The organism is Streptomyces sp. NPDC051907, assembly GCF_040681075.1.
Lineage (GTDB): Bacteria > Actinomycetota > Actinomycetes > Streptomycetales > Streptomycetaceae > Streptomyces.
On the sequence record NZ_JBFAYB010000102.1, the window covers coordinates 13,747 to 28,759 of the forward strand.

At 73.7% G+C, this 15,013-nt stretch carries 14 protein-coding genes; 12 read left to right on the forward strand and 2 right to left on the reverse strand.

Translation table 11 applies throughout. The features are described from left to right. Nucleotides 1-8: 8 nt before the first annotated feature. Entirely contained in the window at nucleotides 9-917 is a 909-nt protein-coding gene (locus tag AB0M39_RS34690) for a trypsin-like serine protease (RefSeq protein WP_365370934.1), read from the forward strand. A 353-nt stretch (nucleotides 918-1,270) separates the two neighbouring features. Here the strand turns inward: AB0M39_RS34690 and lon are convergent, their stop codons facing one another. After that, complete coding sequence (gene lon, locus AB0M39_RS34695; RefSeq protein WP_365370936.1) at nucleotides 1,271-3,685, reverse strand: endopeptidase La; 2,415 nt, start codon at nucleotides 3,683-3,685, stop codon at nucleotides 1,271-1,273. Nucleotides 3,686-3,868: 183 nt separating this feature from the next. Between lon and AB0M39_RS34700 the strand changes: the two genes are divergently transcribed. Beyond that, nucleotides 3,869-4,513: a GNAT family N-acetyltransferase gene (locus AB0M39_RS34700; protein ID WP_365370938.1), complete on the forward strand. Its 645-nt coding sequence runs from the start codon at nucleotides 3,869-3,871 to the stop codon at nucleotides 4,511-4,513. A gap of 181 nt (nucleotides 4,514-4,694) precedes the next feature. Further along, complete coding sequence (locus AB0M39_RS34705; RefSeq protein WP_365370940.1) at nucleotides 4,695-5,273, forward strand: hypothetical protein; 579 nt, start codon at nucleotides 4,695-4,697, stop codon at nucleotides 5,271-5,273. On the opposite strand, the gene AB0M39_RS34710 is transcribed toward AB0M39_RS34705, so the two are convergent. Beyond that, the gene (locus AB0M39_RS34710; RefSeq protein ID WP_365370942.1) at nucleotides 5,221-6,126 is read right to left on the reverse strand and encodes a rhomboid-like protein; all 906 of its coding nucleotides are present in this window, start codon (nucleotides 6,124-6,126) and stop codon (nucleotides 5,221-5,223) included. The genes AB0M39_RS34705 and AB0M39_RS34710 overlap by 53 nt on opposite strands. A gap of 182 nt (nucleotides 6,127-6,308) precedes the next feature. On the opposite strand from AB0M39_RS34710, the gene AB0M39_RS34715 reads away from it, so the two are divergent. From AB0M39_RS34715 to AB0M39_RS34755, 9 genes are all read left to right on the forward strand, one after another. After that, nucleotides 6,309-6,878: an RNA polymerase sigma factor gene (locus tag AB0M39_RS34715; protein WP_365370944.1), complete on the forward strand. Its 570-nt coding sequence runs from the start codon at nucleotides 6,309-6,311 to the stop codon at nucleotides 6,876-6,878. Next, the gene (locus tag AB0M39_RS34720) at nucleotides 6,875-8,155 is read left to right on the forward strand and encodes a zf-HC2 domain-containing protein (protein ID WP_365370946.1); all 1,281 of its coding nucleotides are present in this window, start codon (nucleotides 6,875-6,877) and stop codon (nucleotides 8,153-8,155) included. Before AB0M39_RS34715 ends, AB0M39_RS34720 begins: the two co-directional genes overlap by 4 nt. Then, entirely contained in the window at nucleotides 8,152-8,931 is a 780-nt protein-coding gene (locus AB0M39_RS34725; RefSeq protein ID WP_365370948.1) for an ABC transporter ATP-binding protein, read from the forward strand. Before AB0M39_RS34720 ends, AB0M39_RS34725 begins: the two co-directional genes overlap by 4 nt. Further along, nucleotides 8,928-10,247, forward strand: a complete 1,320-nt coding sequence (locus AB0M39_RS34730; RefSeq protein ID WP_365370950.1) for a hypothetical protein — start codon at nucleotides 8,928-8,930, stop codon at nucleotides 10,245-10,247. The genes AB0M39_RS34725 and AB0M39_RS34730 overlap by 4 nt, the downstream gene beginning before the upstream one ends. Then, entirely contained in the window at nucleotides 10,244-10,858 is a 615-nt protein-coding gene (locus AB0M39_RS34735; protein WP_365370952.1) for a hypothetical protein, read from the forward strand. The genes AB0M39_RS34730 and AB0M39_RS34735 overlap by 4 nt, the downstream gene beginning before the upstream one ends. An 886-nt stretch (nucleotides 10,859-11,744) precedes the next feature. Further along, nucleotides 11,745-12,434: a spermidine synthase gene (locus AB0M39_RS34740; protein WP_365370954.1), complete on the forward strand. Its 690-nt coding sequence runs from the start codon at nucleotides 11,745-11,747 to the stop codon at nucleotides 12,432-12,434. 91 nt (nucleotides 12,435-12,525) lie between these two features. Then, complete coding sequence (locus tag AB0M39_RS34745) at nucleotides 12,526-13,263, forward strand: response regulator transcription factor (protein ID WP_365370956.1); 738 nt, start codon at nucleotides 12,526-12,528, stop codon at nucleotides 13,261-13,263. Beyond that, nucleotides 13,260-14,405, forward strand: a complete 1,146-nt coding sequence (locus tag AB0M39_RS34750) for an ATP-binding protein (protein WP_365370958.1) — start codon at nucleotides 13,260-13,262, stop codon at nucleotides 14,403-14,405. Before AB0M39_RS34745 ends, AB0M39_RS34750 begins: the two co-directional genes overlap by 4 nt. Nucleotides 14,406-14,706: 301 nt before the next feature. Continuing rightward, nucleotides 14,707-15,013 (forward strand): hypothetical protein (locus AB0M39_RS34755; protein ID WP_365370960.1); only part of this gene is annotated, 307 nt, incomplete at its 3' end.

Consider the following 15,013-nt stretch of genomic DNA (forward strand, 5'->3'; position numbering starts at 1 on the left):
ATGTGCTGATGAACGGGCACGCTCGTACGAACGGGATGATCGGCGCGGCCGGACTCGGCGGCACGAGACCGACGATCTGGCGGACGGCGCGGCTGTGGCCCCTCATGGCCGTGCTCGCCGTCGTCGTCGCCGGATGCACCGCGCCGGCGTCGTCCGCCGAACAGCCCGGAGCGACCGGCTCCGCGGGCTCCTCCGCCGCCTCGAACGCGCGGGGCGCCGCGCCCGCCCCGGACTCCTCCGCCTCCCCCATCGCCGGCGCCTCGTCGGTCGGCGTGCTGGTGGAGGAGGACGGCGACCACTTCTGCACCGCGAGCGTCGTGGCCAGCCCGAAGGGCAACGTCGTCGCCACGGCCGCGCACTGCCTCCAGGAGGCGGGGGGCGACGCCCGGGACGAGGACGACGTGCTGGAGTTCGCGCCCGGCTTCACGGGGGAGGGCCAGGGGACGTTTCCGTACGGACGGTGGAAGGTCCGGGCGGTCCAGCTCGACGACCGCTGGAAGGACGACGCCGACGACGCGGACACGGCCGACTACGCCTTCCTGACCCTGGAGCCGGACGCCGAGGGCCGCCAGGCTCAGCAGGTCGTGGGCGGCGCGGCCGCCGACTGGTCGTCGTCGCCCGAACGCCGGGTCACCGTCGTCGCCTACCCGAACGCCGAGCACAACCCCGGCAACCGGCCCATCGCCTGCACCACCGAGACCCATGAGGACCCCGAACTCCCCCGCATGCTGCGGATGGAGTGCGGGGGCTTCTGGAGCGGGACGAGCGGCGCGCCCTGGCTCGCCGACTACCAGGACGCCGAGCACCAGGGCCGGCTGATCGCCGTGCTCAGCGGCGGCGACACGGACAGCGAGTCGACGGCGGCGCTCTTCGACGAGCGGGCCCACGAGCTGTACGAGCGGGCTGCGCGCGCGTAGGTGCCGGGCGGGCGGCCCGGCGCCTAGAGAGCGGCGGCGGCTATGGAGCGGCGGCGCCTATAGAGGTGTGCTGCTGCCTGCTCGCAGCGCTCTCGTGGGTGGACGACGGCCGTCAGGCGGCGAGCCGAGCCGCTGCCGGCGTCGGTATTCGGCCTTTCTCGGCCTCTATGAGGTCCGTTCTCATCCCTATGGGATCCGCCGGTCCGGGGCGCCCGGTTCCGGGGTCTGGCGTTCCGGGGTCTGGCGTTCCGGGGCGTCCGGTTCCGGGGTCTGGCGTTCCGGGGTGTGGCGTTCCGGGTCGCGCCCGGGGGCGGCCCGCTCCGAGACGGGCCGCCCCCTCGCGTCCGGCGCTGCTACGCCGCCGCCGTCACCGCGACCTCCGCCGGGGCGAGGGCGATCTCCAGCACCTGGCGGACGTCCGTCACCGGGTGGACCTCCAGCTTCTCCAGGATCTCCGCCGGCACGTCGTCCAGGTCCGCCTCGTTCCGCTTGGGGATCACGACCGTCGTGACGCCCGCCCGGTGCGCGGCCAGCAGCTTCTGCTTCAGACCGCCGATCGGCAGCACCCGTCCGGTCAGCGACACCTCGCCCGTCATCGCGACGTCCGTGCGCGCCTGGCGGCCGGAGAGCAGCGACGCGAGCGCCGTCGTCATCGTGATGCCCGCGCTCGGGCCGTCCTTGGGCACCGCGCCCGCCGGGAAGTGGATGTGCACGCCCCGGTCCTTGAGGTCGGCGACCGGCAGCTCCAGCTCGGCGCCGTGCGAGCGCAGGAAGCTCAGGGCGATCTGCGCGGACTCCTTCATGACGTCGCCGAGCTGACCGGTGAGGGTGAGCCCCGCCGCGCCCGTCTCCGGGTCGGCGAGCGACGCCTCGACATAGAGCACGTCGCCGCCCGCGCCGGTGACCGCGAGGCCGGTGGCCACTCCGGGCACCGCCGTACGGCGCTCGGCCGGGTCCTGGGCGGACTCGGGCACATGGTGCGGCCGGCCGATGAGCGCGCGCAGCTGCTCGGCGCCGATGCTGAACGGCAGCTCTTGGTCGCCCAGTTCGTGCTGGGCCGCCACCTTGCGCAGCAGCCGGGCCACCGAGCGCTCCAGGTTCCGCACGCCCGCCTCACGGGTGTACTCCCCCGCGAGCTTGCGCAGCGCGGACTCCTCGACCGTCACCTCGCCGGGCTCCAGGCCCGCCCGCTCCAGCTGGCGCGGCAGCAGGTGGTCCCGGGCGATGACGACCTTCTCGTCCTCGGTGTAGCCGTCGAGCCTGACGAGCTCCATCCGGTCGAGCAGCGCCTCCGGGATGGCCTCCAGGACGTTCGCGGTGGCCAGGAAGACGACGTCGCTCAGGTCGAGTTCGACCTCCAGGTAGTGGTCGCGGAAGGTGTGGTTCTGCGCCGGGTCGAGGACTTCGAGCAGGGCCGCGGCCGGGTCGCCGCGGAAGTCGGAGCCGACCTTGTCGATCTCGTCGAGGAGGACGACCGGGTTCATGGACCCGGCCTCCTTGACGGCCCGGACGATACGGCCGGGCAGCGCGCCGACGTACGTACGCCGATGGCCGCGGATCTCGGCCTCGTCCCGTACGCCGCCGAGCGCGACCCGGACGAACTTGCGCCCCATAGCGTGCGCGACGGACTCGCCGAGGGAGGTCTTGCCCACGCCGGGCGGGCCGACGAGCGCGAGCACCGCGCCGCCGCGCCGTCCGCCGACGACGCCGAGCCCGCGGTCGGCGCGCCGCTTGCGCACCGCCAGGTACTCGGTGATCCGCTCCTTCACGTCCTTGAGGCCCGCGTGCTCGGCGTCCAGGACCGCCTTGGCGCCCTGGATGTCGTACGCGTCCTCGGTGCGCTCGTTCCACGGCAGTTCGAGGACGGTGTCGAGCCAGGTGCGGATCCAGGAGCCCTCGGGGCTCTGGTCGCTGGAGCGCTCGAGCTTGTCGACCTCCTTGAGCGCCGCCTCGCGCACCTTCTCGGGGAGGTCGGCGGCCTCGACGCGCGCCCGGTAGTCGTCGGTCTCGTCCTCGCCGCTCTCGCCGTTGATCTCGCGCAGCTCCTTGCGCACGGCCTCGAGCTGGCGGCGCAGCAGGAACTCGCGCTGCTGCTTGTCGACGCCCTCCTGGACGTCCTTGGCGATGGACTCGGCGACGTCCTGCTCGGCGAGGTGCTCGCGCAGCTGCTCGGCGGCCAGCTTGAGGCGGGCCACCGGGTCGGCGGTCTCGAGCAGCTCGACCTTCTGGGCGGTGGTCAGGAAGGGCGAGTAGCCGGCGTTGTCGGCGAGGGCGGAGATGTCGTCGATCTGCTGGACGCGGTCGACGACCTGCCAGGCGCCGCGCTTCTTCAGCCAGTCGGTGGCGAGCGCCTTGTACTCCTTGACCAGCTCGACGACCGAGCCGGGCAGCGGGTCGGGGGCCGTCTCGGAGACCTCGGCTCCCTCGACCCATAGGGCGCCGCCGGGGCCCGTGGTGCCCGCGCCGATCTTCACCCGGCTCCGGCCGCGGATCAGGGCGCCGGGGTCGCCGTCGGAGAGCCGGCCCACCTGCTCGACGGTGCCGAGCACGCCGGTGGCGGCGTACGTCCCGTCGACCCGCGGAACAAGAAGGACCCGCGGCTTGCTGGCACCACTGGATCGGGCGGCGGCTTGGGCGGCCTCCACCGCGGCGCGCACATCGGCGTCGGACAGGTCGAGCGGTACCACCATGCCCGGCAGCACGACCTCGTCGTCGAGCGGCAGCACGGGGAGAGTGAGCGACGTGAACGCGTTGGACTCAGCAGCCATGATCTCACCTTCGGCAGTCAAGTTGAGCTATGTGGACTCAATGCATGGGCGCTCAGGGATGTTCCCGCGGCTGCGTTCGCTCTGAGCGATCACCTCTCGCGGCGGTGCCTCCCAGTCGATGTAATAGACGCAGGCACATGTCGTCTATTACTGATCGTCTATAGCTCACTCCGAGGAGTGCGGATGCCCTTCGATTCCACCGCCGAGACCGTCCGGGCCTGGGTCGACGGCTGGGTCGTCTCGCGCGGCGCGGCGGACCCGGTGGCCGAGCCCTGGGGGTTCACCGTCGACGTCGGCCACGTCAAGCACGCCACCCGCCACGTCCTGACCGCCGACGACGAGCCGACCGTCCGCAAGGTGGCCGCGGAGGTCGCCGCCCCGGCGGTCTGGCTGAAGGCGTTCGCGGACCCGGAGGCCGTCCTGTCCTGGGTCGGCCCCGACTGGACCGCCGACGACCCCGGCTGGCTGATGCACACCGAGCTCCGCCGGAGCGCGACCGCGATACCCGAGGGGTACGCGATGAAGACCTGGGTCCGGGGCGGCGTCACGCGCGTTCTGGTGACCGCCGCAGGCGGCTCGTTCGCCGCACGAGGCCAGGTCGCCCCGACGGGGACCACCGCGGTCGTCGACCAGGTGGAGACCGCCGCCGCCCACCAGCGCAAGGGGCTCGGCAGCCTGGTGATGCGCACCCTCCACAACGCCGCAGTCGACAGCGGCGCGTCCATAGGCATTCTGGGCGCGACGTTCGAAGGGCGAGCTCTGTACGAGTCGCTGGGCTGGCGTGCGCAGTCGCCGCTGGTCAGCCTCTACTACGGCCCGGCGGCCTGACGCCCGGTCAGGGGAAGGCCGGAAGGCGGGAACGCGCCAATGAGCGGCGGAGGAAGCGCGGAAAGAGGAGTGGAGCGCGCAGGATGAGGTAACTGCGCTGTATGAGGACGTCAGAGTTCGAGGTGACGTCGGGCAGCCAGGGCACGTGCTGGCAGGTGCGATACGGACGGCGGGCGGGGCCATGCGGACAAGGACGGCGGCGGCAGGTGCGGTGCTCGCGGCGGTGATGACGGCGGCGACGGCCGCGTGCGGAGGCGGCGAGACGGCGTCGCCCGCGAGCCGGTCCGCGACGGTCTCGACGACGCCCGCGCCCGGGCCGTCCTCGACCGCGCACACGCCCACCGACGCGCCCTCGGATACCTCCTCGGATGCGGCGCCGCCCTCCCGGACGCCCGCCAAGACCCCCTCGGACACGCCCTCCAGGACGCCCGACGCCGCGCGGACGCTCGTCGAGACGACCGTCACCGGCGGCTACGCGGGCGTGCACGACCGACTGGTCGTCAAGGACGACGGGTCCTACACCACGACCTCACGGGGCGGCTCCAGCCGGTCGGGGCAGATGACGCCCGCCGAGCTGACGGCCCTGCGCGAAGCCCTGGAGAAGGCGGACTTCGCCCGGCTCCCCTCCGAGGCCACCGGCAGCCCGATCGCGGACGGCTTCACCTACCGCATCACGCACGCGGGCCGGACCGTCACGACGGACGACCTCAACCGGCTTCCCGCGCTGCGCGCGGTGTTCGCGGCTCTGCCCGCGGACTGACCTCCTGGCGGGACCAGCGGCGCACCAGGGGCCAGCAGGCGAGTCCGACCAACAGGGCGAGCGGGTGGCCCCAGTTGGTGAGCGGGTCCTGAAAGGCCAGCAGATCCTGGACGAGCACCAGGGAGACCAGGCCCAGCGTCGCCGCGCGCAGCGGCGCGCGGAACAGCCCGGCCAGGGCGCCGATGCTCGCCATCAGACCGAAGCTGATGCCGTAGTCGAGCCGGTGCAGCGAGGTGGCGGGCAGCTGGCCGGCCGCCACCGAGAGCCCGACCGGAATCTCCGTGGCGAGGGTCGCGGCGGCATGACCGGCGACGAAGACGGCGGCGGTGCGCCAGCCGCCGATGCGCCGCTCCAGCGTGGTGAGCACGAAGACGAAGGCTATGGCGTACGGGGAGGCCAGGCCGCCCGCGATCCATAGCGCGCTCGCGACGAGGACGACCAGCGGCGACTGGGCCAGATGGGCGACGTCGGTGCTGGATCGCTCCAGCAGCGCGGCGACGGTCGCCGGATCGCCGAACTCCGCGAAGAGGGAGGTGGCGAGGAGGACGAGGCCGTAGAAGAAGGTGAACGGCGTCCCGGCGGGCGTGGGCAGCATCCGCCAGAGCCACGGGCGTCTGGGGTAAGGGGCGGGCGCGGAGGTCGCGGGGCTCGACGCGGGGGTTGAGGGGCTCTGCGCGGAGGCCGCGGGGCTCGGCGCGGAGGTCGCGAGGCTCTGCGCGGGGGCCGCCGGGGCGAGTTCGACGCGCGCGGGGCGGCCTGGCTCGGCGGCTGCCGCGCCGGCGGTCTCCTCGTCCGATTCGACGTCGGACGGGCGCCGGCCCGTGGCCCGGTCGCATGTGCTCAGCTTCTGCACCGCGTGAGACCCCTTCCGTTCCACCCCCGAACGAGCTTCCCACCCAACGCGATCATCCTCCGTCGCGTCTATGGCGTGCGCCACATCGGGCAACCTTCACAGGTTTTCTTACGTCGCCTTGGCGGGCGTGAACCAGGGCCGCCCGCGCCGGCGATAGACAGAACGTGAGACTGATGCGCCCCATGAGGGGAGACGGGGACGACGACGCGGCCCTGCTGCGGAACGTCGCGCGCGGGGACTCGGCCGCCCTCGCCGCGCTCTACGACCGGCACGCCGGCTGGCTGCACGCCCGCCTCGCGCGCCGCTGCGCGGACCCGGAGACCGTACGGGAAGTACTGCAGGACACCTTCGTCGCCGTCTGGCGCTCCGCCGGCTCGCACCGGGGCAAAGAGGCGGGCGGCTGGCTATGGGTGATCGCTGCGCGCCGCCTGGTCGACGCGCAGCGCGCGCAGGCGCGCACCGAGCGGGTAGCGCTCGAACCGGCCCCCGCCCCCGCGCCGTCCGCCGAGGACCGGGTGCTGGCGGGCCTGGAGTACGGCGATGTGGGCGCGGCGCTCGACCGCATCTCGCCCGAGCTGCGGGAGGTCCTGCGGGCGACCGTCATAGACGGCCTGACGACCCGTGAGGCCGCGGGCCTGCTGGGAATCCCGGAGGGCACCGTCAAGACCCGCGCCCTACGGGCCCGCCGCGAGCTGCGCGCGGCTCTGGCGCAGCTGACACCGGACAACGAGCCGCTGGGAGGCACGGCGTGAGCGCCTGGCATGTGAGCGACCGACTGGCGGCCCAGTATGCCGAGGGCGCGGCGGCGGAAGCCGACGCCTGGTCCGTGGAGAAGCACGTGGAGTCATGCGGCACGTGCGCGTCGAGGGTCTCCTCGGCGGCCCGTTCGGGCCCGGCGGGCCAGGTGCTGGCCGAGGTCCGCGCGGCGGTGCTGAGCCGCGCGGCGGGCGCTGCGTCTCCGCAGACGGCCCCAGGGAGGGCGCGCGGATCCGCCGGCTATGGGATCGCCCAGGCCCAGGAGTCCACGCCTGGAGCCGAGCCCGCCGGATACGGGATCGCCCACGCCCGGGAACTCACGCCCGGATCCGGAGCCGAGGCCGCCGGACACAAGAACGCTCAGACCCGGAGACCCACACCCGAAGCCGCAGCCCAACCTGCCGGATACGAGATCGCCCACGCCCGGGAACTCGCGCCCGAAGCCGAGCCCGCACGACACACCAACGCCCACACCCGGACACCCACACCCGAAGCCGAAGCCCAGCCCGCCGGATACGAGATCGCCCACGCCCGGGAACTCGCGCCCGAAGCCGAGCCCGCACGACACACCAACGCCCACACCCGGACACCCGTGCCCGCGACCGAAGTCCGGGTAGACGCCCCGGACTACCGCCCGGCGCGTGCCGGGCGGCGCCTCCGACTCGGCCACGTCCTTTGGGCCGTCGGCCCCGCCCTGCGCGGCGCCTGGCTCGCCGCCCTGCTGCTCGTCGCCCTCGGCGCCCTCTTCCTCGCCTATGGGGCCGGCTTCTCCGCCGCACGCCCGTTGCTGCTCGCCGTCTCCCCCGTCGTGCCGCTCCTCGGCGTCGCCCTGTCGTACGGCCCGCACGCCGATCCCCTCCACGAGATCGCCGCCGCCACCCCGTCGGGCGGGCTGCGCCTGCTGCTGACGCGGACGGCCGCCGTGCTGGCCGTCAGCGTCCCCTTGCTGACGGCGGTCGGCGCGCTGCTGCCCCCGGCCGCCGACGCGCCGAGCGCCGCCGCGTGGCTGCTGCCCGGGCTCGCCCTGACCCTGGGCGCGCTCGCGCTCGGCTCGTACATCGGCTGTCTGCGCGCCGCCGGCGGCCTCGCGGCCTGCTGGCTGGGCGTCGTCGTCGCCCCCGTGCTGGCCTCGCTCCCGCAGGACCTGGCGGGCCGTCTGGAGCCGTACGTCTCCGGGCCCGCCGTCCAGGGCGGCTGGGCCGCCGCCGCCGCGCTGTGCGCCGCGCTGCTCGCCGTACGCCGTACGTCCTTCGACCACCTGGAGAAGTCGTGAGCACCATAGAGGTCGCCGACCTCACCGTCCGGCACCGCAAGACCGTCGCGCTCGACGCGGTCGCGCTCGACTTCGACCCCGGCGTCCACGGGCTCCTCGGCCCGAACGGCGCGGGCAAGACCTCGCTGATCCGCGTCCTCGCCACCGTCGCCGCGCCCACGGCGGGCCGGGTCGAGCTGCTGGGCCGCGATGTGTCGTCGCACCGGGAGCGCGCGGAGGTGCGGCGGCGGCTGGGCTATCTGCCGCAGGAGTTCGGCTACTACCCGGGCTTCACCGTGCGGGAGTTCGTCTCGTACGTCGCCTGGCTGAAGGAGATGCCGCCCCAGTCCGTCCCCGCCGCCGTGGAGAGCGCCGTCGAGCGCGTGGGGCTCGGCGGGCGCGTCGACGCGAAGGTGAAGACGCTGTCGGGCGGGATGATCCGGCGCGTCGGCATCGCGCAGGCCATCGTGAACGAGCCCGACGTGCTGTTCCTCGACGAGCCGACGGCGGGTCTGGACCCGGAGCAGCGCGTCGAGTTCAGGGAGCTGCTGCGGGACCTCGGCGCCCGGTCCACGGTGCTCGTATCCACGCATCTGGTCGAGGACGTGGCCGCCGCCTGCTCCCAGGTGACCCTGATCGAGAAGGGCGAGGTCGCCTTCCGGGGCTCGACGGACGAGCTGACGATCCTGGGCAAGGACTCCGCGGACGAGAGCGGCGGCAACGCTATAGAGCGCGGGTACACCGCCGCCCTGCGCGCCCACCGGACGGCCGTCGCCGGGCGGGGAGCCCGTCGATGAGGGCGACCCCGCTGCGCGCGGAGCTGCTCCGCGGCTTCGCCCCCTGGGCTGGCGTCGCCGTCCTGCTGACGCTGTCCGTGGCCCTGTGGTCCAAGGCGGACCAGTGGCAGGGCAGTTGGGGCGAGACCCACGCCGAGCTGCACAGCGCGGCCACTCTGCTGGGCGGGCCGCTGGCCGCCGCCGCGGGCTGCTGGCAGGGCGGCAGGGAGCGCCGTCGGCGGACCGTGGAGCTGCTCGCGAGCGCCGCGCGCGGTCGCCTCGCGCAGTTCCTGGCAGCCGCCCTGCCGACGGCTCTGTGGGCGGCCGCGGGGTACGCGGTCGCCGCCGCCGGGGCGCTGCTGGCCAGCCGGCCGTACGCGTCGGCGGGCGAGCCCGTGCTGTCGCTGCTGCCTATGGACGCCGCGTTCGTCGTGGCGTGCACGCTGATCGGCCATGTCGTCGGGCGGCTCGTGGCCTGGCGGCTGGCCGCTCCGCTGCTCGCTATAGCGGCGTATCTCGCTCTCGGCGTCCCGACGTACCTGACCGCCGACGCCCGCTATCTGAGCCCCGCGTCGGCGGAGGCGTGGAGCATGTTCCTGCCGGTGTGGTGGCTGCCGCTCGCCATGGCCGCCTGGACGGGCGGGCTGGCCGCCGGAGCGGTGCTCGCCTGCGCCGCCCGCCGCCGGTACACCGCCCTGCTGCCGCTCGCCGCGGCGGGCGCGGCCGGCGCGCTCATGGTGCAGACGGGCGACGCCATGTGGCGCGACGACCCGCTGGCGAGCCGGCAGGTGTGCGACACCTCTGTGCGGCCCGACATCTGCGTGAACGCGCAGTACCCGGATCTGCTGCCGAAGGTCGTCGTGGCGTTGTCCGGCGTCACCGGGCGGCTGGAAGGCGTCGAGAACCTGCCGGTCCGGTTCGTCGACGAGAACAGGGACCTCGGGCCCGACGAGGCCCGGCTGCCGCTGCTGACGCCGATCGGCTGGTCCGTCGTCCGCGGCGAGCTGGTCGACCCCGAGCAGTACGCGTGGGAGGCCGCGTCCGCGCTCACCCGACGCGCGCGCGACTGCGAGGCTCGCGACCTCGACCCGCGCGCTCGGCGCGTCGACCAGGCCGTCACCGACTGGCTCCACCCGGACCCTGTGCGGGGCGGCCTGGAGGAGAGAGCCGAGGCGGGCGGCGGGACGCAGGGCGGGGCTCAGGACGCCGAGGTCGAGGCGGACCAGCGGGCCCTCGCCCGCCTGACGTCCATGCCGGACGAGAAGCGGCGCGCCTGGCTGTCGGACTACTTCGCGACCGTCGCCAGCTGCGACCCGGCCAAGGTCCCCGCCCTGTGACCGGCGCCGGCCCGGCGAGGGGGCTTCTTCTCTACGCACGGTCGCGTGGCCTGCCGCTGGCTCTCGGCGTCCTCGCGGCGACTTCCGCGCTCGCTCTCTGGGCCGCGCACAGCCTCGACGGACACCTCGATCCCCAGCGTCGCGTGCCGGTGGTGGCGCTGGCCCCGCTGTTCGCCTCCGCGGTGATCGGGACCGGCTTCCACCAGTACGCCGACGAGCTGGACAGGACGGCCGTACGCCCCTGGTGGCCGCGGCGGCTGGCCCAGCTGCTCGCCCTGACCGCCCTGGCCGCGGCGGCGCTGGCGCTCGCGGTGCTCGGCCACCCGGAGGAGTTCGGCGCGCCCGCGATGGCGCGGAACACGCTGGGCGCGGTCGGCATCACGGCGGCCGCGGCGACGCTGATCGGCGCGCGGCTGAGCTGGATGCCCACGTTCGCGTATCTGAGCGCGGTCTACCTGGGCGCTCCGCGGACGCCCAGCGGCTGGGCGACGCTCTGGGCCTGGCCGATGCAGCCGGACGCGCAGCCGGGAGCGTGGGCAGCGGCGGGCACGGCATTCGCCGCGGGCTCAGCCCTCTATGCCTGGCGCGGCGCCCGCCGCGAAGGCCCCTGACGGCCGGGGAAGCGGGTGCCGGCCCGGCACCAGGCGGGATCGGGCCACCGGCCGATCGACCACAGCGCCCAGGGCGGAGGTGGCATTCGCGATGGGCTCCGCCCTCTATAGCCGGCGCGGCACCAGCCGCGAGGATCCGCCTGCTGCTGGAGCCGCGGGGCACCGCCCGCGCCGCCCAGAGCCGTACCGACGCGCATTCCTCGCGGCACCCGCCGCGAGGAACCCTGACGGCCGGGGAACCGGGGTCCGCCCGGCCCGGCACCGGCGCAGGTCGAGAACCGGCCACCGGCCGATCGACCACAGCGCCCCGGCGGGAGCGCGGGCGGCGGCGGGGACGGCGTTCGCCGCAGCCTCCGCCCCTCCAGGCCCGGCGCGGGCCCCTGAAGGCCAGCCCCGCCCGGCACCGGGCCCCGCCCGACTCCGGCACAGGCCGATCGACCACAGCGCCCAGGCAGGAGGTGGCATCCGCAGCGGGCTCCGCCCTCTATAGCCGGCGCGGTGCCTGCGCCGAGGGCCTCTGACGGCGGGGCACGCAGGGCACCAGATCCCCCCTGGCACCCGCCGAGGCCGAGAACCGGCCACCGCGGGCCCCGCCCACGAGACGTGACAGCCAGCCGCTGGCGGGCCGACGCCGCCCCGCCGCCCCACGCACAGACACAATCCGGCCCCCCGCCGTTCAGACGCGAGGCCCGCCCACGAGACATCACCGCCCCGCCCCGGAGCGCCTCCACCGCCCGCCCAACCACCGCCACGCCCGCTCCCTCCCCACCCACACCCCTACGGCGACAACGCGCCAATCCGGCCAAAACCCTTTGTCCCGACCCTCCCCCGCCCGCCAGACTGGTTGCCTCACGCGCCCGACCCACCCGCTGCGGAGGTCCTCGTCTTGCCGGTCCATCTCCGTCCTGACGAACCCGTCGTCCTCGATCGGCGCGAGGGGCCGTACGGCGAGGTCGTCCTGCGTCGACGCGGCGAGCACCACGAGATCATCGCCAACGGCTGCTTCCTGATGGACACCTCCGACGGCCGCTCCGAGCGGCTGCTGGTCGACGCGGCGTACGACACGCTCGCCGCGGCGGGCCGCGAGTTCCCCACCGTGCTCATCGGCGGTCTCGGCGTCGGCTTCTCCCTCGCGCACGCCGTCGCCAACCCCCACTGGCGGCGCGTCGCCGTCGTCGAGCGCGAGCAGGCGATCATCGACTGGCACCGGGAGGGACCGCTCGCCGCGATCTCCGGCGAGGCGCTCGCCGATCCTCGCAGCGTGATCCTGCACACGGATCTCCTTTCCCACCTCAAAGCCACTACCGACCAGTACGACGCTCTTTGTCTGGACATCGACAATGGGCCCGACTGGACCGTCACCGACGACAACGAGAACCTCTACTCACCGGCCGGACTCGCCGTCTGCCAGGAGGCGTTGGCGCCTGGCGGCGTCCTCGCCGTCTGGTCCGCGCAGCCCTCCTCGGACTTCGAGGACGCACTGCGGAATGCCGGATTCAACGGGGTAAGGACCGAAGAGATCCGGGTTGCCCGAGGCGTACCTGACGCGGTCCACCTCGCCGTTCGCCCTGCGTAGCCGGGACGCCTTCACTGCCCTTACGCTGCTCATCTACACACGAGATCTACGTCTACATGCAGCTCGCGAGAATGCGTACAGGGGCGGGGCGATGGAGCAGACACACACCACCCACAACGGCGTTGCGGCCACACCCGGCGCGCAGCGCCGGGTGCTGGTCGTCGAGGACGACACGACGATCGTCGACGCCATCGCCGCTCGCCTGCGGGCCGAGGGCTTCCTGGTGCAGACGGCCACGGACGGCCCCGCCGCCGTGGACGCGGCCGAGGCGTGGCAGCCGGACCTGATGGTCCTCGACATCATGCTGCCGGGCTTCGACGGCCTGGAGGTCTGCCGTCGCGTGCAGGCCCAGCGGCCCGTGCCGGTGCTGATGCTCACCGCCCGGGACGACGAGACCGACATGCTGGTCGGCCTGGGGGTCGGCGCGGACGACTACATGACCAAGCCGTTCTCCATGCGGGAGCTGGCGGCCCGGGTGCATGTGCTGCTGCGCCGCGTGGAGCGCGCCGCGCTCGCCGCCGTGACCCCGCGCAGCGGGATCCTTCGCCTGGGCGAGCTGGAGATCGACCACGCCCAGCGCCGCGTCCGCGTCCGCGGCGAGGACGTGCATCTCACGCCCACCGAGTTCGACCTGCTGGTCTGCCTGGCCAACACGCCCCGCGCGGTCCTCTCCCGCGAGCAGCTGCTCGCCGAGGTGTGGGACTGGGCGGACGCGTCGGGCACCCGTACCGTCGACAGCCACATCAAGGCGCTGCGCCGCAAGATCGGCGCCGAGCGGATCCGTACGGTCCACGGCGTCGGCTACGCGCTGGAGACGCCCGCGCCATGAGACGGCGGGCGACCGGGAACAGCACCTCCACAAGCAGACCGCGCGGCGAGAGACTGCGCCACTGGCGGAGCTGGCTGCGGCACGCGTCCATCGCCATCTCGATCAAGACCAAGCTGGGCACGCTCGTCGTCGTCTCGGTCTTCATCACCACCGGTCTGCTGCTGGTCGCCCTGCGCACCGAGACCGAGCTCCGCTTCATCACGGTGTTCTCGGTGATCGCGACCCTGCTGATCACCCAGTTCGTGGCGCACGGTCTGACCGCCCCGCTGGATGAGATGAACACCGTCGCCAAGGGCATCTCCCACGGCGACTACACCCGCCGGGTCCGCGGCGCCGACCGCCGCGACGAGCTCGGCGACCTCGCCTCCACCATCAACCGCATGGCCGACGACCTGGAGGCCGTGGACCAGCACCGCAAGGAGCTGGTGGCGAATGTCTCGCACGAGCTGCGCACCCCGATCGCCGCGCTGCGCGCCGTGCTGGAGAACGTCGTCGACGGCGTCTCCGCCGCCGACCCGGAGACCATGCGCACGGCCCTCAAGCAGACGGAGCGGCTCGGCCGGCTGGTGGAGACGCTGCTCGACCTCTCCCGCCTGGACAACGGCGTGCTGCCGCTGCGGGCCCGCCGCTTCGAGGTGTGGCCCTACCTGTCCGGCGTGCTGAAGGAGGCCAATCTGGCCTCCTCCCAGCGGGCCCTGTCCTCCGGGTCCGGCAACCACACCCGTACCGACGTCCATCTCCACCTGGACGTCTTCCCGCCCGAGCTGACCGCGCACGCGGACGCCGAGCGGCTCCACCAGGTGGTCGCCAACCTCATCGACAACGCCGTCAAGCACTCCCCGCCGCACGGCCGGGTCACGGTACGAGCCCGGCGCGGACCGCATCCCGAGTCGCTGCACCTGGAAGTGGTCGACGAGGGGCCCGGCATCCCCGAGCAGGAGCGCCACAAGGTCTTCGAGCGGTTCAACCGCGGCGACGTGGCCTCCCCGCACGGCCCCGGCAGCGACGGCGGCACCGGTCTGGGCCTGGCGATCGCCCGGTGGGCCGTGGATCTGCACGGCGGACGCATCGGCGTGGCCGAATCGTCCCGTGGCTGCCGCATTCTCGTCACTCTTCCGGGAATCCGATCGGCGCGAGGTTGACGTAGGGTTCGAACCGGAAGGCCACGTTCTGCGTGTAGACAGTCAGAACGTGTTCACGGCGCGGCCGGCTACCGGTCAGCAAGCCGTCAGGGGTGCGACCCAGGGGGTCGTAGCCGCGGTGAGTCCTACCCGCAGCGAAGCGGAACCACGCTTGTTTCCCGCCATTCCCAGCCCCGAAACCCGCCGTCTGGTGTGACTTGCGCGACGATGGCCCGCCCCGCCTGCACCTCTCGGCCAGGGAGGCGTAGCCTTTATTTCCGCTGTCCATCACCTTGTGAAGCGGAAGAGGGCGGTTGCCGCCGTGTCGTCTCAGTCCCCCAGTAACTCGAGCATCTCGGCCGACCAAGGCGGTCAGGGCAAGAACCCTGCCGCCGCGTTCGGTCCCAATGAGTGGCTCGTCGACGAGATCTACCAGCAGTACCTCCAGGACCCGAATTCGGTCGACCGTGCCTGGTGGGACTTCTTCGCCGACTACAAGCCAGGGGCTGCCGCCTCCGGCACGGCGGACAAGCCCGCGCCGGAGAGCGCGCCCGCGGGCACGCCCGCCGCAGGGGCGAGCCAGCCTCAGGCCGCCGCAGCCGCTCGTCCTCGTAGGCGGCGGCCTTGCG

Coding starts and splice junctions, on each gene's coding strand:
- lon (WP_365370936.1), bottom strand. CDS start 3,685: ATGGCTGCTGAGTCCAACGCGTTCACGTCGCTCACTCTCCCCGTGCTG.
- AB0M39_RS34705 (WP_365370940.1), top strand. CDS start 4,695: ATGCGGACAAGGACGGCGGCGGCAGGTGCGGTGCTCGCGGCGGTGATG.
- AB0M39_RS34745 (WP_365370956.1), top strand. CDS start 12,526: ATGGAGCAGACACACACCACCCACAACGGCGTTGCGGCCACACCCGGC.
- AB0M39_RS34690 (WP_365370934.1), top strand. CDS start 9: ATGAACGGGCACGCTCGTACGAACGGGATGATCGGCGCGGCCGGACTC.
- AB0M39_RS34715 (WP_365370944.1), top strand. CDS start 6,309: ATGAGGGGAGACGGGGACGACGACGCGGCCCTGCTGCGGAACGTCGCG.
- AB0M39_RS34750 (WP_365370958.1), top strand. CDS start 13,260: ATGAGACGGCGGGCGACCGGGAACAGCACCTCCACAAGCAGACCGCGC.
- AB0M39_RS34700 (WP_365370938.1), top strand. CDS start 3,869: ATGCCCTTCGATTCCACCGCCGAGACCGTCCGGGCCTGGGTCGACGGC.
- AB0M39_RS34730 (WP_365370950.1), top strand. CDS start 8,928: ATGAGGGCGACCCCGCTGCGCGCGGAGCTGCTCCGCGGCTTCGCCCCC.